The sequence below is a fragment of the Rhodococcus sp. AH-ZY2 genome (genome assembly GCF_030916465.1).
GTDB classification, from domain to species: domain Bacteria; phylum Actinomycetota; class Actinomycetes; order Mycobacteriales; family Mycobacteriaceae; genus Rhodococcus; species Rhodococcus ruber.
Genome location: NZ_CP126458.1, coordinates 2933319 through 2951502, shown reverse-complemented (window position 1 = coordinate 2951502; position 18184 = coordinate 2933319). Strand labels below are relative to the sequence as shown.

General features: G+C 73.9%; 14 protein-coding genes. 9 read left to right on the top strand and 5 right to left on the bottom strand.

Translation table 11 applies throughout. The features are described from left to right. Window positions 1-31: 31 nt before the first annotated feature. The 5 genes from nirB to QNA09_RS14590 all read left to right on the top strand — a co-directional run bounded on the left by nirB (window position 32) and on the right by QNA09_RS14590 (window position 6637). On the top strand, window positions 32-2545 hold the full coding sequence (gene nirB / locus QNA09_RS14610; RefSeq protein ID WP_119699879.1) for a nitrite reductase large subunit NirB: 2514 nt from the start codon (window positions 32-34) through the stop codon (window positions 2543-2545). 56 nt (window positions 2546-2601) lie between these two features. Beyond that, a complete protein-coding gene (gene nirD, locus QNA09_RS14605) occupies window positions 2602-3024 on the top strand; it encodes a nitrite reductase small subunit NirD (RefSeq protein ID WP_017679554.1) in 423 nt (140 codons plus the stop codon). Then, entirely contained in the window at window positions 3021-4232 is a 1212-nt protein-coding gene (locus tag QNA09_RS14600) for a uroporphyrinogen-III synthase (RefSeq protein ID WP_119699878.1), read from the top strand. Before nirD ends, QNA09_RS14600 begins: the two co-directional genes overlap by 4 nt. A gap of 45 nt (window positions 4233-4277) precedes the next feature. After that, complete coding sequence (locus tag QNA09_RS14595) at window positions 4278-4982, top strand: sirohydrochlorin chelatase (RefSeq protein ID WP_010594709.1); 705 nt, start codon at window positions 4278-4280, stop codon at window positions 4980-4982. A 65-nt stretch (window positions 4983-5047) separates the two neighbouring features. Then, window positions 5048-6637 carry an FUSC family protein gene (locus QNA09_RS14590; RefSeq protein ID WP_119700318.1) on the top strand — a complete coding sequence of 530 codons (1590 nt, stop codon included), beginning with the start codon at window positions 5048-5050 and terminating at the stop codon, window positions 6635-6637. A 10-nt stretch (window positions 6638-6647) separates the two neighbouring features. On the opposite strand, the gene QNA09_RS14585 is transcribed toward QNA09_RS14590, so the two are convergent. Further along, window positions 6648-8384 (bottom strand): NTP transferase domain-containing protein, encoded by a 1737-nt coding sequence (locus QNA09_RS14585; protein ID WP_048771110.1) that lies wholly within the window; start codon window positions 8382-8384, stop codon window positions 6648-6650. 6 nt (window positions 8385-8390) lie between these two features. On the opposite strand from QNA09_RS14585, the gene QNA09_RS14580 reads away from it, so the two are divergent. Beyond that, complete coding sequence (locus tag QNA09_RS14580; RefSeq protein ID WP_048770756.1) at window positions 8391-8810, top strand: hypothetical protein; 420 nt, start codon at window positions 8391-8393, stop codon at window positions 8808-8810. A 6-nt stretch (window positions 8811-8816) separates the two neighbouring features. On the opposite strand, the gene QNA09_RS14575 is transcribed toward QNA09_RS14580, so the two are convergent. From QNA09_RS14575 to QNA09_RS14565, 3 genes are read right to left on the bottom strand one after another with little or no spacing between them, the layout of a single operon-like run. Continuing rightward, on the bottom strand, window positions 8817-9113 hold the full coding sequence (locus QNA09_RS14575) for an MGMT family protein (RefSeq protein WP_010594705.1): 297 nt from the start codon (window positions 9111-9113) through the stop codon (window positions 8817-8819). Next, window positions 9114-9890 carry an alpha/beta fold hydrolase gene (locus QNA09_RS14570; RefSeq protein ID WP_010594704.1) on the bottom strand — a complete coding sequence of 259 codons (777 nt, stop codon included), beginning with the start codon at window positions 9888-9890 and terminating at the stop codon, window positions 9114-9116. Continuing rightward, complete coding sequence (locus QNA09_RS14565) at window positions 9887-10438, bottom strand: helix-turn-helix domain-containing protein (protein ID WP_208643848.1); 552 nt, start codon at window positions 10436-10438, stop codon at window positions 9887-9889. The genes QNA09_RS14570 and QNA09_RS14565 overlap by 4 nt, the downstream gene beginning before the upstream one ends. Before the next feature lie 52 nt (window positions 10439-10490). Between QNA09_RS14565 and QNA09_RS14560 the strand changes: the two genes are divergently transcribed. The 3 genes from QNA09_RS14560 (at window position 10491) to QNA09_RS14550 (ending at window position 17794) form a co-directional block, all read left to right on the top strand. Beyond that, entirely contained in the window at window positions 10491-10901 is a 411-nt protein-coding gene (locus tag QNA09_RS14560; RefSeq protein ID WP_119699876.1) for a PaaI family thioesterase, read from the top strand. A 141-nt stretch (window positions 10902-11042) separates the two neighbouring features. Further along, window positions 11043-14369 carry an ATP-dependent DNA helicase gene (locus QNA09_RS14555; RefSeq protein WP_119699875.1) on the top strand — a complete coding sequence of 1109 codons (3327 nt, stop codon included), beginning with the start codon at window positions 11043-11045 and terminating at the stop codon, window positions 14367-14369. Then, complete coding sequence (locus QNA09_RS14550; RefSeq protein WP_237210791.1) at window positions 14366-17794, top strand: ATP-dependent DNA helicase; 3429 nt, start codon at window positions 14366-14368, stop codon at window positions 17792-17794. Before QNA09_RS14555 ends, QNA09_RS14550 begins: the two co-directional genes overlap by 4 nt. Here QNA09_RS14550 and QNA09_RS14545 read toward each other — a convergent pair. Continuing rightward, window positions 17741-18133 (bottom strand): MauE/DoxX family redox-associated membrane protein, encoded by a 393-nt coding sequence (locus QNA09_RS14545; protein WP_064066110.1) that lies wholly within the window; start codon window positions 18131-18133, stop codon window positions 17741-17743. The genes QNA09_RS14550 and QNA09_RS14545 overlap by 54 nt on opposite strands. Window positions 18134-18184: the final 51 nt, after the last annotated feature.

Sequence of the window (18184 nt, the reverse complement as noted above, 5' to 3'; positions counted from 1 at the left end):
CCACCCGCACACCAAGGAAGAAGGAAACGGTATGAGCCACAAGTCTGTCGTCGTCGTCGGGCACGGCATGGTGGGCCACCGATTCGTCGAGGCGCTGCGCACCCGTGACGAGAACGACCTCTGGTCGGTGACGGTCCTGTGCGAAGAGCCGCTGCCCGCCTACGACCGCGTGGGACTGTCCTCGTACGTCGGTTCCTGGGATTCGAGAGAACTCGCCCTCGCCGGCAACGAGTACGAGGGTGACGACCTGGTCGACCTGAGGATCGGCACCCGGGCCGCGGCGATCGACCGGGCCGGGCGCACCGTCACCACCGACGCCGGCGAGGTGATCGGGTACGACGCGCTCGTCCTGGCCACCGGCTCGTACCCCTTCGTCCCGCCGATTCCCGGCAAGGATCTGGCCGGGTGCTTCGTCTACCGCACCCTCGACGACCTCGACGGCATCCGGGCCGGCGCGCAGCAGGCCGCGCCGGGTGCGGTCGGCGTCGTCGTCGGTGGTGGACTCCTCGGGCTGGAGGCGGCCAACGCGCTGCGGATGCTCGGCCTGACACCGCACGTCGTCGAGTTCGCGCCGCGGCTCATGCCACTGCAGGTCGACGAGGGCGGCGGTGCGCTCCTCGCCCGCCTCGTCACCGACCTCGGCCTGACGGTGCACACGGGCGTCGGCACCGCCGGGATCACCGACGGTCCCGACGGGTTGCGGGTGGAACTGTCCGACGGATCGGTGATCGACGCCGCGCTGCTCGTGTTCTCGGCCGGGGTGCGCCCCCGCGACGAGCTGGCCCGCGACGCGGGGCTCGAGCTGGGCCCCCGCGGCGGCGTCCGCACCGACCTCGGCTGCCGCAGCACGACCGACGACGCGATCTACGCCGTCGGCGAGTGTGCCGCCGTCGACGGCACCTGCTACGGCCTCGTCGCGCCCGGCTACAGCACGGCAGAGGTCGTGGCCGATCGGCTCCTCGGCGGCGGCGCCGAGTTCCCGGGGGCCGACCTGTCGACCAAACTCAAGCTGCTCGGGGTCGACGTCGCAAGCTTCGGCGACGCGCACGCCGCCACCCCGGGCGCCCTCGAGGTCGTGCTGTCGGACGCGGCCAAGGGCACCTACGCCAAGCTGGTCGTCTCGGACGACGCGAAGACACTGCTCGGCGGCATCCTCGTCGGCGACGCCTCCGCGTACGGGTCGCTGCGGCCGCTCGTCGGCCGGGAGCTGCCCGGCGACCCTGCGGCGCTGATCTCGCCGGCGGGGGAGAAGCCGGGCGCCGGGTCGCTGCCCGACGACGCCGAGGTGTGCTCGTGCAACGGGGTCACCAAGGGGGCGATCTGCGGCGCCATCGCCGACGGCGCGTGCGACATCGCCCAGGTCAAGGCGTGCACGGGCGCCGGCACCACGTGCGGCGGGTGCCTGCCCACCGTCAAGCAGCTCCTCGCGGCGTCCGGCGTGGTCATGTCGAAGGCGCTGTGCGAGCACTTCGATCAGTCCCGGGCCGAGCTGTTCCAGATCGTGCAGGCCACCGACACCCGCACGTTCTCGGCACTGATCGCCAAGTACGGCCGGGGGACCGGCTGCGACATCTGCAAACCCGTCGTCGCCTCGATCCTCGCCTCGACCGACTCGGATCACATCCTGGGCCGGCAGCAGGCGGCGCTGCAGGACACCAACGACCACTTCCTGGCCAACATCCAGAAGAACGGCACCTACTCGGTGGTGCCGCGGATGCCCGGCGGGGAGTGCACCCCCGAGCAGCTCATCGTCATCGGCGAGGTCGCCCGCGACTTCGGGCTGTACGTCAAGATGACCGGAGGACAGCGCATCGACCTGTTCGGCGCGCGGGTCGAGCAGCTGCCGCTCATCTGGAAGCGACTCGTCGACGCCGGCATGGAGTCCGGCCAGGCCTACGGCAAGTCGTTGCGCACCGTGAAGAGCTGTGTGGGATCGACCTGGTGCCGGTACGGCGTGCAGGACTCGGTCGGCATGGCCGTCGACCTCGAGCTGCGCTACCGCGGGTTGCGCTCCCCGCACAAGCTCAAGTTCGGTGTCTCCGGCTGCGCACGCGAGTGCGCCGAGGCGCGCGGCAAGGACGTCGGGGTGATCGCGACCGAGAGCGGCTGGAACCTGTACGTGTGCGGCAACGGCGGCCAGTCGCCCAAGCATGCGCAGCTGCTCGCCGGCGGTCTCGACGACGAGACGCTCGTGAAGTACATCGACCGGTTCCTGATGTTCTACGTGCGCACCGCCGACCGGCTGCAGCGCACCGCGCCCTGGCTCGAGGCCCTCGACGGCGGTCTCGAGCACCTGAAGGCGGTCGTGTGCGAGGACAGTCTCGGCATCGCCGGCGAGCTCGAGGCGGCGATGGCCAGACACGTCGCCGGATACCGGGACGAGTGGGCGGGCGTCCTGGAAGATCCCGAGAAGCTGTCCCGGTTCGTGTCGTTCGTCAACGCCCCCGACGTTGCCGACCCGACCGTGCGGTTCGACGACTCGGGCAAGCGGAAGGTGCCGGTACTGGTCGGAATGCCCTCTTACCGCGAGGGAATCTCGGGTTAACCCCCGAGAAACACCGGCCCCGGAGAATTCCGTCCGTAGTTCCAAGGAGGACATTCATGACCGTCATCGAGACGCACACTGCCGAACGCGCGTCGCGCGCCACCGTGTACGACGGGCGTCTGGAATGGACGTCGGCCTGCCCGCTCAGCCACCTCATCCCCGGTCGCGGCGTCGCCGTGCTGCTGCGCGGCGGGGAGCAGGTCGCACTGTTCCTGCTCGACGACGGCACGTTGCGGGCGGTGGGCAACTTCGACCCGTTCGGCCGGGCCGCGGTGATGTCGCGCGGGATCGTCGGCGACCGCAGCGGGGAGCCGACCGTCGCGTCCCCGCTGCTCAAGCAGGTCTTCTCGCTGGACGACGGACGCTGCCTCGACGACCCGTCGGTCCGCCTGCCCGTGTACGACGTGCGGGTGTGGGCCGGAGTCGTCCAGATCCACAGTCTCGTGCCCGTGCACCGCGGTTACGGCGAGCGTTCGTGAGCGAGGACACCGCGCCGCTGCACGGCTTCACGATCGGCATCACCGCCGCGCGCCGCGCCGACGAGTTCGCCACCCTGCTGACCCGGCGCGGCGCGGAGATCGTCCATGCACCCGCCATCCGCATCATCCCGCTCACGGACGACGCCGAGCTCGAGCGAGTGACGCGCGACATCCTCGACACCCCGCCGGACATCACCGTGGCCACCACGGCGATCGGCTTCCGCGGCTGGATGGGGGCCGCGGACGGCTGGGGCCTCGCCGAGCAGCTCGGCGAGGCCCTGGGCGGCAGCCGCATCCTCGCCCGCGGGCCGAAGGTCACCGGCGCGATCCGCGCGGCCGACCTGCGGGAGGAGTGGTCCCCGGCGTCCGAGTCCTCCGCCGAGGTGCTCGAGCACCTGCTGGCGGAGGGCGTGGAGGGGGTGCGGATCGCGGTGCAGCTGCACGGCGCCCGGACCGAGTGGGAGCCCGGTGCGGATCTGTGCGAGGTGCTGCGCGACGCCGGTGCCGACGTGGTGGCGGTCCCGGTGTACCGGTGGACCCCGCCCGACGATCCCACCGCGATGGACCGGCTCATCGAGCAGATCGCCGACCACAGCATCGACGCGGTGAGCTTCACCAGCGCCCCGGCCGTCGCGTCGCTGCTGCTGCGTTCCAAGGCCACCGGCATGCTCGAGGCGATGCTGCGCGCCCTGCGCACCGGCGTCACCGCGGTGTGCGTGGGTCCCGTGACGGCCGCGCCGCTGGTCGAGCTGGAGGTGCCGGTCTCGGCGCCGGGCCGGGCACGGCTCGGATCCCTCGCCCGGCACCTCGCCGAGGAGCTGCCGCGGCGCGCCCACCGCATCGAGGCGGGCGGGCACGTGCTCAGCGTCCGCGGCCGGTGCGTCGTGGTCGACGGGGAGATCCGCTGCCTGGCGCCCGCCGCGATGGCGTTGATGCGAACCCTGGCCGCCCGCCCCGGCCGGGTCGTCTCCCGTGAGGAACTGCTCGCCGCGCTGCCCGGGGGCGGAGGCGACACCCATGCCGTGGAAACGGCGGTGGCGCGGCTGCGGTCCGCGCTCGGCGCCCCCGCGATCGTGCAGACCGTCGTCAAGCGCGGCTACCGGCTCGCGGTGGACCCCACCGGCGGCGCCGACAAGGACTACCCCGTCGGCGGCGCCGACAAGGACTACCCCGTCGGCGGCGCCGACAAGGACTACCCGATCGGCTAGAGGCATCGTCCCCGGCCGACCCGTTCCCGACCAGGAGTTGTGACCATGACCGACCCGGCTCTGCTGCTCGTCGCCCACGGCACGCGCAATCCGCGCGGCGTCGAGACGATTGCGGCCCTCGCCGACGCCGTCTCCCACGAGGTGGGCACGACCCGCGTCGCCTTCGTCGACGTCCTCGGACCTTCGCCGTCGGAGGTGCTGCGCCGCTCCGGGCGACCCACCGTGCTGGTGCCCGCCTTCCTCGCCTCCGGCTACCACGTGCACGCCGACGTACCCCGGGAGGTCACCGACAGTGGGCATCGCGCCGTGGCGGTCACCCGCGCGCTGGGACCCGATCCCGTGCTCGCCCGGGTGCAGCTGCAGCGCCTCGCCGCGGCCGGCTGGCGACCAGGGGACGCGGTGGTGCTCGCCGCGGCGGGCTCCTCCGACCCGCGCGCCGTCGGCGACGTGCGCCGGGCCGCGGGCATGTTGTCGGCCCTCGCGCGCGTCGCCGTGCGCGTCGGGTACGTCGCCACGGGATCTCCACGCGTGCCGGACGTCGTCGCCGAACTGCGCGCCGCGGGTGCGGGCCGGGTGTTCGTCGCGTCGTACCTGCTCGCCGACGGCCTGTTCCACGCGCGTCTCGCCGACGCGGGCGCCGACGGCGTGGCGGCACCGCTCGGAGTGCACGACTCGATCGTGCGCCTGGTGGCCGACCGGTACCGGTCCGCGGCCACGGCGCTGCTCACCGCGGAGCCGCTGCGCAGGTGAGCTTGCCGACACGGCGCGGGCGATGAGAGCTGCGCCCCGTATCGTCGATCCCCGTGTCCGAAGCGATGGTAGAGCCGGGAGCCGGGTCCCGGAGTGACGCGGCGTGCCCGCCGCTCCCGGCACCGGGGCCGGCCCGGACGCTCCTGCTCGGCGTGCCCAGGCGAGGCCGGCGCTGGCCCGGCGCGCTGCGCGCCGCCGTCGCGGTGGCGCTGCCCGGCCTCGCCGGTCTTGCGTTCGGTCACGGACCCGTCGCCGCGACCGTCGCCCTCGGGGCGTTCGCCGTCGTGTACGGCGAGGGTCGCGCCTACCGGGCGCGGTGGAAGGTGGTGCTGTTCGTCGCGGCGGCACTCGTCGTGCTGGCCGGTGTGGGTGCCGGGGTCGGTGTGCTCGTGCAGTCGGGGGCGTCGTGGACGTGGCTCCTGCTCGTGGCGGTCATGACGGCCGTCGTCGCCGTGGGTGCCTTCCTGGTCGACGCGTTGCGGTTCGGTGCCCCCGGTGCGTTCCTGCCGCTGCTGACCCTGGAGATCGCCGCGGCGCTGCCGAGTGCCGGTGTGCCGGTCGGCGCGGTCGTGTCGTGGACGGCGGTGGGTGCGGGCACGGCGGTTGTCGTGTCGATGTCCGGCGTGGTGGTCCGGCCCCGCACGCCCGAGCGTGTCGCGGTGGCGGCGGCCGTGTCGGCCGTCGACACCTGCCTGCGCGCCCCGGCGGCGCTCGGCCCGCGGCACGAGGCGGTCCGGGCACTGCACGCCGCATGGATGTGCCTGCACGACGGGCGGATCGGCGACGGTGACCATCCACTGACCGGGGCGCTCCGAGCGGCGCACCTGCGGCTCGCGACCCTCGTCGCGGGCACCGACGAGGGCGCCGCCTCCGAGACCGACGACCTGCGACCGCAACCGCCACTGCCGCGCCCGTCGGCGCGATACCGGCTCGCCCGGGCAGCTCGGCCCGGCAGCCGATCCTGGACCATCGTCGTGCGCCTTGCCGTGGCCGGTCCCGTCGCGGGCGCACTGGCACTCGCGGGCGGTGTCGGACGACCGGACTGGGCGGTGATCACGGCGGCGATGGTGCTGCATCAGGGACCCGACCGGGTGCTGGGCAGCTACCGGGGTCTGCACCGGTTCGCCGGTACCGTCGTGGGCCTCGGCGTGCTGGCCGCGGTCGTGTGGGCGGCGCCGACGGCGGTGGGGGTCGTCGTGGTGGTGGCGGTGCTGCTGGCCGGAACCGAGGAATACCTCGTCCGCAACTACGGGGTGGCGATGGTGTTCATCACGCCGCTCGCGCTGCTGCTCGGGGGCGGTGGGGTGCCGCACGACTTCACCGTGGTGGCTCGCGACCGGTTGCTCGAAACGGTGATCGGCGTGCTCGCCGCCGTCGCGGTGCTGTGGTTCGTGTTGCCGTCCGCGCATCGCCGCGTGCTGCGCTTCGCCGACGCGCGGGTCGCCGAGACGGTCGCCACCATCGTGCAGGCGCGCGCGGCGGGGGAGCGGACCGCGCTGCCGGAACTGTGCCGCGACCTGGAGTTCGATCTGCACGCCGCGACGACCGCAGCGATCGTCGCGGCCCACTCCGAACCCGCCTGGACGCGCGACCGGTGGCCGGAGCACCGGCGACTCCACGAGACCGGATACCGGGTCCTCACGCATCCGGGCTGACCGGTGCCGGTCACTGCGGCAGCGGCACCAGCTCCACCGGATCGCCGTTCTCCGCGCCGGGTGGCACGAGCGCGATCGCGCGCCGTCCGATCAGTCCCGCCAGGTGCGCGGTGCGGACCGCGTTGTCGCACACCCACGATCCGTTGCCGGTCTGTCGGGCCGGCAGCAGCCGGGTGACGTCACCGCTCACCTGCGAGGCGTTCGCCAGCGGTGCGGTCCACGGTGCCTGCGGCCGGCGGCCCGTCAGACCGTCGACGACAGCGGGCAGCATCACCAGCAGCGTCGCGACGGCCGCGACCGGATTGCCCGGCAGGCCGAGCACCACTCGGCCGTCCGGCAGCACGGCTGTCACCTGGGACCCGCCCGGCTTGCACCGGACCCGTTCGACGACGATCGACGCGCCGGCCCGCGCCAGCGCAGATCGCAACTGGTCCGCGGCCCCGCCGCCGGTCGCCCCGGCGACGACGATCGCGTCGACGCCGGTGGTCTCGCCGAACAGCCGGTCGAACCCGTCGCCGGTGTCGCGCAGGTGCGCCTCCCCGGCGACGGCGGCCCCGCACCACTGCACGAACCGCGGCAGGACGGGACCGAGCGAATCTCGGGTCTGGCCCTCGCGCAGCGGCCCGTCGCGGCGGATCTCGTCGCCGGTGACGACCACGTGGACCCGCACGGGTCCGCGGACCTGTACGGCGGTCACCTCGCCGCTCAGCGCCGCGGAGATCACCGCCGGGCCCAGGGCGACGCCCGCCGCGGCGAGTTCGACGCCGGGCGCCCAGTCCTCCCCGCGACGGCGCGCGTCGTCGCGCACCGGGGCATCGGGTATCCGGGTGACGGTGCCGTCGGTCACCTCGACGTGTTCGTCGCGCACGACCGTCGTGGCGCCGGGCGGCAGGTAGGCGCCGGTGGCGATGCGCGCCGCCTGGCCGTTCTGCAGGGTGAACGGCTCGGTCGCGCCGGCCCGGTGGACCTCGGCGCGCAGCAGCCACGGTCCGTCGCCGGCGACGGCGTATCCGTCCATCGCCGACACCGCGGCTCTCGGCAGCGCCTCGGCGGCGACGAGCGGTGCGGCGAGGGTGGCGCCCTCCGCCTCGTGCGGCGCGCGGGTGCGGACCGGCAACCGCGGCAGCGACTTCCGGAGCGCCGCGCGCGCGGCCTCGGGGTCGGCCGCGATCAGCCCGGAACGGGCGGCCCGGGCCTGCGCGAGCTCCTGCGGTGTGTCGCAGTCCGCGGTCCCCGCCACCGGGACCGTGACGTATCGCTCCGGCAGCAGGGCCTTCATCGGTTGATTGGCCGGATCCGCCCCCAGCGCGGCGAGGTGGCCGGAGAGCGCGGGACCACGCCACGCGGCGAGCAGGAACTGGATCCGCCCCGAGTCGTCGACCGCGAACGCCGCGTCGGATCCCGGGGCTCCGCGCAGGGCCTCGACGAGTGCGGCGACCGTGTCCGCGGTGAGGAACGGCAGGTCCGCGGCGAGGGTCAGCACCACCGGCTCGTGGACGCCCGCGGCGGCGAGCGCGGCAACCGGCCCGGCCCCGGCGGGCTCTTCCTGTACCTGAATCACCGCGGGGTCGAGATCGTCGCGTCGTGGTCCGACGACGGCGATCCGCCGGCACCCGCCCACCGCGGTCAAGGCGATGTCGAGCAGTCGCCGTCCCCCGACGACGAGCGCGGGCTTGTCGACACCGCCCATGCGGGTCGCGCGCCCACCCGCGACGATGACGGCCTCCACGTCGGTCAGCGAACTCATGAGGTCATGCTGCCCGACGCCGGCCGGCGCGGCGTGCCGGGCCGGGTCAGTCCGGCGTGTGACGACTGCGCGGCGGCCCGCCGATCCCACACCGGCCCCCGCGTCGGCGGGGTGCGCGGCGGCCGGTGCACGCGTGCGGGAGGTCCTGCTGCGGCGCCTGCCCGGGCGGCGCGGTTCGCACCGCCCGCGGGGGTGTCGCTGTGCTGCCGGCTGCGGGACGGCCTCGGCTCCACCCGTCTCGTCGCCGCGGCGGAACGGCAGGACTCGTCCTGCCGCCGGGCACCCGATTCGGCGCCGGTCGTGCGTTCGACGACCATCAGCGCCGGCCGTTCACCCAAGCGGTCGCGGACCTACTCGCCGCGGTCGACGTGCCGGCCGGGCTCGGCGCGGCCGTCCTGGAGCCGCGTGCAGCGGCACCAGGTGTGAGCCGGTTCAGAACCGGTGTCGCGCCGCCGCGAGATCGACCCGGCCGTCGCGGATCGGCACTCCCTCCCGGCCCAGCCTGGCGAGCTGCCGGTGGGCCAGGTGCGCGGCGGGCCTCCCGGAGGCCGGGACCACCCGGTGCCACGGCAGGTCCGCGCTGTCGGTCCGCATGATCCAGCCCACGGTGCGCGGGCTGGACAGTCCGGCCGCCGCCGCGACGTCGCCGTAGGTGGTCACGCGGCCTTCGGGGACCGCCGCGACCAGTTCCCGGACGCGTTCGACGTCGGCCTCGCTCGTCGCCGGCACCTACAGCAGCTTCCGGACGAGGGCCGCCGTCTCCTGCGGTCGTGCCTGTTCGATCATGTGGTCGCAGTCGAGGTCGAGTGTCGTGAGGTTCGTGCCGAGCCGGTCGGCGAGGGCGGCCCGGAACTCGTCGGTGACGTACGGCGGCTGCACCTTCGCGGCCCGCGCGACGATCGTGGGCAGGTGGGCCGGGGGCAGGACGAACTCGCGTGCCAGCTCGCTCCACGACGCCACGAGCGCGGGAACGCACAGCCGCCAGTTGACCCGGCCGGAATCGAGGGTGACCAGGTGCTCGGCGAGTTCGGCGTCGAGCAGCGCGGGATCGACCTCACCCCAGGAACCGTTCGTCTTGTCGGCACGGGCCTCGGCCGCGTCCGTGTAGTCGGGGTGCTGCACCGTCAGCTCCGCGATCTCGAGCATGCGTTCCGGCGGCAGCCCGATCGCCGGATCCAGCAGCACCAGACCGCGCACCCGCTCGGGCGCAGCCGCGGCCAGATGCACGGCCAGGGCACCGCCGAACGAATGGCCGACCACCAGCACCGGACCCGAGGCGTGGGCGTCGAGGACGGTGAGCAGGTCCCGTACGTGTGTCTCGAAGTTCCACGGCGGCGTCCACGGGGAGCGGCCGTGTCCGCGCAGGTCCGGCGCGAGCACCCGTGCATGGGGGAGGTGCTGCGACGCGAGGTGCTCCCAGCGCCGGCCGTGACCGGTGAGGCCGTGCAGGGCGAGCAGCTGCGGACCGTCGACGGGACCGAACAGGTGGGTGTGCAGTTCGTTCACCCGTCGATTGTGTCAGGGCCGCGGCCGGCTCCAGGGGCAGCCGATGCGCTCGCACGGGGCCGGTGCGGCCGTGCCGGCCGATCGGCAGGGACGGGCCGGGCTCCCGGACCGGGGGTGGATTCGGTCTCGCGGGCGGTCAGACCGGCCGTGCCGGCGGGAACGACCACCGCGGCGACGGGGCGGCCGCTCACCCGGTCACGAACCACCACGGGGGGTCCGTCCTCGTCGGCGCAGTAGCGGTCGCCCCACTGGAGCAGTGCGACGAGGACGGGGAAGAGGTCCATGCCCTTGTCGGTGAGCCGGTACTCGTTGCGGGTGCGGTGTCCGGCCTCCCGGTACGGCGCCGGGCGCAGAATTCCCGCTGCCACCAGTTTGCGCAGGCGGTCGGCCAGGATCGGCTCGGACATCCCGATGTGCCGCCGCATGTCGTCGAACCGGCGCACGCCGTTGAACGCCTCCCGCAGGACGAGCAGGGTCCACTTCTCGCCGATCACGTCCAATGTCCGCTGCACGGAACAGTTCGTCGTGTCCGTCTCCAACCAGCGCATGCCCCGAGGCTAGCCCCTTGCTCACTGCAATTTCAGAAGTTAGCGTGGCGCCATGGACACCACCGGTACCGATCTCCCCGGCGACAGCGCCTTCCTGCAGGCCGCGGGCCTCGTGCTCGACGAGGTCTCCGGCACCCGGGTCACCGGGCACATCGATCTGGGGCGGGACCATCACACTCCGTGGGGTGTCGTGCACGGCGGTGTCTACACCACCGCCGTCGAATCCGCGGCCAGCGTCGGAGCCAGCGCCGCTGTCCAGGACCGCGGCCAGTTCGCGGTCGGGGTCCACAACAGCACCGACTTCCTGCGCTCGAGCACGGGTGAGCGCGTCGACGTCGTCGCCGAACCACTTCAGCAGGGCCGCGTCCAGCAGCTGTGGCTCGTCACCGTCACCGGCAGCGAGAGCGGCAGGACCCTGGCGCGCGGTCAGGTCCGGCTGCAGAACGTTCCTCTGCCCGGCTGACTCGCCGCTCGCGGTCGGTTTCATGGTCGCCGCTCGCGGTTGTGCTGGATTCACCGCTCGCGGCGGTGCCGTCTTCGCCGCTCGCGGCGGTGCCGTCTTCGCCGCTCGCGGCGTGTCGGACCCGTCTGCTGGAATGGCCGCATGACCGACGCCGACCTTCGCCCCGACGCCCGGCCGCAGCAGGTCGAGGTGCGTCTGGTGCCGAGGCCGGACGAGGCACCCCCGCAGCGCCGATGGCCCGAGGACGTGCAGCGGCTGTTCGCGGACTCGCCGCCCCTGCCGCAGTGGCGGCCGTGGCAGGTGCTGGGCGGTCCCGGGACGGGAAAGACGGCGCTGCTCGTGGACCTGGCCGTCGCCCGGATCGTCGCCGGCACCGACCCGGAATCGGTGCTGGTGCTCACCCATTCGCGACGCGCCGCCACCGAGGTCCGCGAGGCGATCACCGCCGGGTTGCTCCGCGCGGGGGTGGCTGGCGGCGGTCCCCGCGCCACGCGGGAGCCACTGGTGCGCACCGTCCACTCGTACGCGTTCGCGGTGCTGCGGCTGCAGGCGTCCACACACGGCAACCCGCCGCCGCGCCTGATCACCGGAGCCGAGCAGGACGCCGTCCTGCGCGAATTGTTGCGCGGAGATCTCGACGACGGCGCAGGAATGTGGCCCGAGCGGCTGCGGCCCGCGCTCGGCATGACCGGTTTCGCAGTGGAGCTGCGGGACCTGATGCTGCGCGCCAACGAACGCGGTCTAGGCCCGGAGGACCTGATCGAGCTCGGGCAGCAGCGATCGCGACCGGAATGGGTCGCCGTCGGCGAGTTCGCCGCCCGGTACGAGCAGATCATGCTGCTGCGCGGTGCCGTGGGCATGGAGGCCCCCGAGGCCACCGCGCCCGCCCTCGACGCCGCCGAACTCGTCGGTGCCGCCCTCGCCGCATTCGTCACCGATCCGGACCTGCTCGCGCGGGAACGCTCCCGGATCCGGCACCTGCTCGTCGACGACGCGCAACATCTCGATCCGCAGGCCGCGCAGTTGGTGCGCGTCGTCGGCCTCGGCACCCGCACCACCACCATCGCCGGTGACCCGGACCAGGCGGTCTTCACCTTCCGCGGTGCCGACCCGGCCTTTCTCGCCTCGCTCGCCGACGACGACCCGAGCCGCCGCGTGGTGCTCGGAACCAACCATCGCGCCGCCCCGGAGGTGGCAGAACTCGTCGGCCGGATCACCCGGCGGCTCTCCGGTCTCCCGCCGCACCGCGGCGCACCCGCCGTCCCCTCGGACGATCCGGGAACCGTGCGGGTCCGGGTGCTGCCGACGCCGGCGAAGGAGGCCGCGCTCGTCGCAGACACGCTGCGCCGCGCCCACCTCGTCGACGGGGTGCCGTGGTCCCGCATGGCCGTCGTGGTGCGGTCGGTGCCGCGTTCGCTCGCTCCGCTGCGGCGGGCCCTGCTGGCGGCCGGGGTGCCGGTGACCACAGTTGCATCCGAGCTTCCGCTGGCCCGCCAGCACGGGGTCGCCGGGCTGCTGCTCGTGCTGCGGGCGCTGTCCGGGCTGCCGTTCGGTGGTGAGGAGGCGCTCGCCCTGCTGTCCGGTCCCGTCGGCGGAGCCGAACCGGTCGCGCTGCGCCGCCTGCGCCGGGGCCTGCGCCGGGTCGAACTCGCCGCCGGGGGCGACCGTGACTCGGCCGAACTGCTGCGGCTGCTGCTCGTCGACGACGAGAGCGAGGACGCCGAACGGCTCGTGCACGGCCTCACCGACGTCGAGGCGGCGCCGCTGAAGAAGGCGCAGTCCGTGCTGCGCAAGGCACGGGAGGCCGCGCGCCGCGGCGGCGGGATCGAGGACGTGCTGTGGGAGGCGTGGCAGGCCACCGGCCTCGAACGCAAGTGGTCCGCGGCATCCGAACGCGGTGGACCCGTCGGCGCGCAGGCGGATCGCGACCTCGACGGCATCGTGGCGCTGTTCGACGCCGCCGCCGACTACGTCGACCGGCTGCCGCGCGCCCAGCTCGCCGGATTCGTCGACTACCTCACCGAGCAGGAGATCCCGGGTTCCGTCCGCGCCCGCCTCGTCGCGCAGGCAGAGGCGGTGACCGTCGTCAGTGCGCACTCGGCGGCCGGCCGCGAGTGGGACGTCGTCGCGGTCGCAGGCGTGCAGGAGGGCCTTTGGCCGAGCCTGCGGGCCCGCGGCACCCTGCTCGGGATCGAGACGCTGATCGACGCGGTCTCCGGGGCCGACGACGGTGGCGACGGCACGACGCGGCTCTCCCGCACCGCCCCGCTGCTGGCCGACGAGCGCCGCCTGTTCCTCGTCGCGTGCAGTCGCGCGCGGCGCACCCTCCTCGTCACCGCCGTGGAATCGGTCGGCGGCGACACCGACATGGTGCGGTCCCGGTTCGTCGACGAGTTGGTGGGCGCGGCCTCGGACGACGAGGTCGACGAGCCGGGGGAGGACGTCTCGGTACTGCCGGAGGAGATCCGCACCCGCGTGCTCGCGCTGCCCACCCTCGTCGCCGAGCTGCGCAGCGTCGTGTGCGATCCCGTGGTGGCCCGCGACGACCCTCAGCGGCAACGCCGGGCAGCGGCACAGCTCGCGCGGCTCGCCCGGGCCCGGGTGCGCGGCGCACATCCGGACCAGTGGTACGGCACCGCCGAACCCAGCACGCAGCAGGAACTGTGGGACCCCGGGGCCGACGCGGTGCCGCTGTCGCCGTCGACGGTCGAACAGCTCACCACGTGCCCGCTGCGGTGGATGTTCGAGCGGCACGGTGGCTCCGACGGCGACAACACCCACGCTGTCGCGGGGAGCCTGGTGCACACGCTGGTCCAGGCGCTCGCCGGACGGATCCCGCCGGACCAGGTGGAGCGGGCGCTCGAACGGGCTTGGGACTCGGTCGATCTCGGCTCGCAGTGGTACGCCCGTCGCGAGCTCGAGCGCACCCGCGCCATGCTGGACACGTTCTCGGCGTGGCTGCGCGGTACCCGTGGCGAGCTCACCGAGGTCGGTGTCGAGATCGCCGTCGACGGCATCCTCGAACCCCGGACCGACGACGAGCCGCGGGTGCGGTTGCGTGGCCGGATCGACCGGCTCGAGCGGGACCCCGAGGGGCGGCCGGTGATCATCGACGTCAAGACCGCGCGCCATCCCGTCACCAAGGAAGCGGCGCAGGAGCACGCGCAGCTGGCGGCCTACCAGGTCGCCGCCGCGGCCGGCGCGATCGACGGGCAGCCCGCCGCCGAACCCGGCGGGGCACGGTTGGTGTTCGTCGCCAAACCTCACAACAAGGAGGGCGCCACCCAGCGGGTGCAGCCTCCGCTGGACGCCGAGACGCTCGACCGTTGGCGTGACGTGATCCACGAAGCAGCCGCGGCCACCCGGGGACCGCAGTTCCTGGCCCGGGTCAACGACGGGTGCCGGCACTGCCCGGTCCTGTCGAGCTGCCCGGCGCACGACGAGGGCAGGCAGGTGACGGGACAGTGACACCACCGACGGTGACCGCGGCCGAGTTGGCAGCCGCGCTCGGGCAGTTCCCGCCGACCGACGAGCAGGCCGCGGTGATCGAGGCGCCGCTGCGGCCCACGCTCGTCGTCGCCGGCGCCGGGGCCGGCAAGACCGAGACGATGGCGGCGCGGGTCGTCTGGCTCGTCGCGAACGGTTTCGTCGACCCGGAACAGGTGCTGGGCCTGACATTCACGCGCAAGGCCGCCCAGCAGCTCACCACCCGGATCCGCCGGCGGCTCGCGAAGCTCGCCGGTTCGCCGCTGGTGCGCGACCTCGACCCCACCGGCGGGCTACGGGCCCGCATTCTCGCCGGGGAGCCGGAGGTGGGCACCTATCACTCGTACGCCGGGCGACTGCTCGGTGAGCACGGGCTGCTGTTGCCCATCGAACCGTCGGCGACGCTGCTGTCCGAGACCGAACTGTGGCAACTCGCGTATCGCGTGGTCAGCGCCTGGGACGGCGACCTCGACACCGACCGCAATCCCGCGTCGGTCACCGAGTGCGTGCTGGCGCTGGCGGGACAGCTCGCCGAGCACCTCGTCGAGCCGGACGACCTGCGCGTCGCGCACACCGAGCTGGACAAACTCGTGCACACGCTGCCCGCGGGCCCCAAGCAACGTGGGGGCCCGGCGAAGACCCTGCTGAACATTCTCGACGTGCAGCAGTCGCGGATCGAACTGCTGCCCCTGGTCGAGCGGTTGGCTCAGACGCTGCGCCGCGAGGGCGCGCTGGACTTCGGCAGCCAGATGTCGCTCGCGGCCCGGATGGCGCGCGACCACCCGGAGGTGGGCCGTGCCGAGCGGGCCCGGTTCCGCGTGGTGCTGCTCGACGAGTACCAGGACACCGGCCACGCCCAGCGCGTCCTGCTGTCGTCGCTGTTCGGCGGTTCGCCGTCCGGCAGGACCGAGGACCCCATGCCCGCCGTGACCGCGGTGGGCGACCCGATGCAGTCGATCTACGGATGGCGTGGCGCGTCCGCGGCGAATCTGCCCCGGTTCTCGACGGACTTTCCGCTGGCGGACGGCAGCCCCGCACCGCGGCTCGAGCTGCTCACCAGCTGGCGCAACCCCCCCGAGGCCCTGGAGCTGGCGAACTCGGCGTCGGAGCCGTTGCGGCACAAGGGTGTCCAGGTGAGCATGCTGCGCGCCAAGCCCGAGCCGGTCACCGGTGACGTCCGGCTCGCCCTGCACACCGACGTCGAGGCCGAACGGGAATGGGTGGCGGAGCGGATCGCCGCCGAGTACGCGGCCGCCCGGGAGTCCGAGGCGCCGCCGCCCACCGCGGCGGTGCTGGTGCGCCGCAACGCCGACGCCGCACCGATCGCCGAGGCACTGCGCGCCCGCGGGCTGCCCGTCGAAGTCGTCGGTCTCGGCGGCCTGTTGCACACCCCCGAGGTCGCGGACGTGATCGCCATGCTGCGGCTGGCCGCGGACCCGACGGCTGGCAGCGCGGCCGTGCGGGTGTTGACCGGGGCCCGCTGGCAGCTCGGCGCCGCCGACCTGCAGGCGCTCTGGCGACGGGCCGGTGAACTCGCCATCGGGGGCCGGTTCGGCGTCGGCGGCTCGGTCACCGACTCGGCCGCCCTGGCCGAGGCGCTCGACAGCGCCCTGCCGGGCGAGCAGTCCGAGCAGGCGGGGATCGCCGACGCACTCTCCGATCCCGGTCCACCGCACCGCTATTCGGAGTTCGGGTACGCGCGCATCGTCGCGCTCGGCAAGGAACTGGCGTCCCTGCGGGAGCGGCTGGGCCAGCCGCTGACGGAACTCGTCGCGGAGGTGGAACGGGTCCTGGGCATCGGCATCGAGGCGCAGGCCAGGGCCGGCAGCGACGGCGGAGTCGGCCGGGAGAACCTCGACGCCTTCGCCGACGTGGTCGCCGGGTACGCGAGCCGCGGTTCGGCGACGTTGACCGGCCTGCTCGCCTATCTCTCCGCGGCGGAGGAGATCGAGGGCGGACTCGCCCCGGGCGAGGTGCAGGTCGCCACCGAGCGGGTGCAGGTGCTCACCGTGCACTCGGCCAAGGGCCTCGAATGGGAGGTGGTGGCGGTTCCGCACCTGACGGCGGGGGTGTTCCCCTCGTCGACGGCGGGCAGCACCTGGCTCGGCGCCCTCGGGGAACTGCCGCCGTCGCTACGTGGCGACCGGGCACTGCCGGACGAGAACAGCGAAGGTGTCCCCGTCCTCGATCTCGAGGACGTCTACGACCGCAAGTCGCTCGAGGACCGCATCGACACGCACAAGGACGCCCTCAAGCACCGGAAGATGGACGAGGACCGGCGTCTGTTCTACGTCGCGCTCACCCGCACGGAACGAGCCCTGTTCGTCTCCGGCCATCACTGGGCCGAGTCCGGAACGGAGCCGAAGGGACCGTCCCCGTTCCTGTCCGAACTGCACGAGCTGGTGGCGGAGCGACCCGGACTCGGTCGCGTCGAGATCTGGGCCCCGGCGCCGGAGGCCGGCACCGAGAACCCGATGACCGCGGATCCGCACACGGCCGTGTGGCCCCGCGATCCCCTCGGGCTCCGGCGCCCCTTCGTCGAGCAGGGCGCGGCCCTGGTCCTCGCGGCACTCGAGGAGCCCGAACCCGCGCCTCCGGCGAACCCGGACGACGACCCCGACGACTGGGCCGCGGACGTCGACGCGCTCCTCGCCGAACGGGCCCGTCGTGCCGAGCAGCGTGCCGAGGTGACGTTGCCCGCGCAGATGTCGGTCAGCCAGTTGGTGGATCTGGCTGCGGACCCGGCCGCGCTGGCCGCGCGACTGCGCCGCCCCTTGCCGTTCCGGCCGAACCCGCTCGCGCGGCGCGGCACGGCTTTCCATGCCTGGCTCGAACGCCGGTACGGCGCCACACGGCTGCTCGATCTCGACGAGCTGCCCGGCGCGGACGACGCCGGCGGCGACGAAACCGAACTCGACCGGCTCCAAGAGGCATTCCTGCGGTCGCAGTGGGCCCAGCGCAACCCGGTGGAGGTGGAGGTCCCGTTCGAGACCTCGCTGGCCGGGGTGGTGATCCGCGGCCGGATCGACGCGGTGTTCGAGGATCCGGACGGCGGCTGGACGGTCATCGACTGGAAGACCGGTGCCGAGCCCGACGAGGACCGGCTCGAGGCGGTGGCGATGCAGCTGGCCGCGTACCGCCTGGCCTGGGCGCAGCTGATGGCAGCCCGCACGTTCCGCGCGACCGGCCGGCCGGCCGAGCCGCCGCTCGGCAAGGTCCGGGCCGCCTTCCACTACGTGCGCACGGGACGGACCATCGCACCCGAGGACCTGCCCGGAGCCGAACGGCTGGACCGGCTGGTGCGCAGTGCCGGCGCGGACCGTCCGTCGGCCGGCGAACGAGAGCGACCGGCGTCAGCGGCGCGGGGCGTTGCGCCGGGCCGTGAGCGCCTGGGAGATCAGGGGTAGTTGCAGGGGCAGCCGGGCCACCGCGACCGCCTTCGCGGCCGGGGAGAGCCGCTCACTCCGCAGCCACGTCACGGCCATCTGCACGTTGGCCGGGAACACCGCGATCAGCAGCGCCGCGGCCAACGTCCCGCCGAGCCGGCGGGTCCGCGGAATCGCAAGTGCCGTCCCCACGGTCAGCTCGGCGATCCCGGATGCGTACGTGTACGTGCGCGGCGAGCCCGGCAGCGCCGTCGGCACGATCCGGTCGAAGGGGCGAGGGGAGGCGAAATGCGCCGCGCCCGCGCCGAGGAGGAGCGCGGACAGCCGCAGCGCCGCGCGCTGGGACGGGTGGGTGGACATGCGCGCCACACTAGCGGCCGACGCGTAGGCTGCGAGCCGATGTCAGCAACG

Excerpts from the sequence above, each read along its gene's own strand:
- nirB (WP_119699879.1), top strand. The coding sequence starts at position 32 with ATGAGCCACAAGTCTGTCGTCGTCGTCGGGCACGGCATGGTGGGCCAC.
- nirD (WP_017679554.1), top strand. The coding sequence starts at position 2,602 with ATGACCGTCATCGAGACGCACACTGCCGAACGCGCGTCGCGCGCCACC.
- QNA09_RS14595 (WP_010594709.1), top strand. The coding sequence starts at position 4,278 with ATGACCGACCCGGCTCTGCTGCTCGTCGCCCACGGCACGCGCAATCCG.
- QNA09_RS14590 (WP_119700318.1), top strand. The coding sequence starts at position 5,048 with ATGGTAGAGCCGGGAGCCGGGTCCCGGAGTGACGCGGCGTGCCCGCCG.
- QNA09_RS14585 (WP_048771110.1), bottom strand. The coding sequence starts at position 8,384 with ATGAGTTCGCTGACCGACGTGGAGGCCGTCATCGTCGCGGGTGGGCGC.
- QNA09_RS14580 (WP_048770756.1), top strand. The coding sequence starts at position 8,391 with ATGCTGCCCGACGCCGGCCGGCGCGGCGTGCCGGGCCGGGTCAGTCCG.
- QNA09_RS14565 (WP_208643848.1), bottom strand. The coding sequence starts at position 10,438 with ATGCGCTGGTTGGAGACGGACACGACGAACTGTTCCGTGCAGCGGACA.
- QNA09_RS14560 (WP_119699876.1), top strand. The coding sequence starts at position 10,491 with ATGGACACCACCGGTACCGATCTCCCCGGCGACAGCGCCTTCCTGCAG.
- QNA09_RS14555 (WP_119699875.1), top strand. The coding sequence starts at position 11,043 with ATGACCGACGCCGACCTTCGCCCCGACGCCCGGCCGCAGCAGGTCGAG.
- QNA09_RS14545 (WP_064066110.1), bottom strand. The coding sequence starts at position 18,133 with ATGTCCACCCACCCGTCCCAGCGCGCGGCGCTGCGGCTGTCCGCGCTC.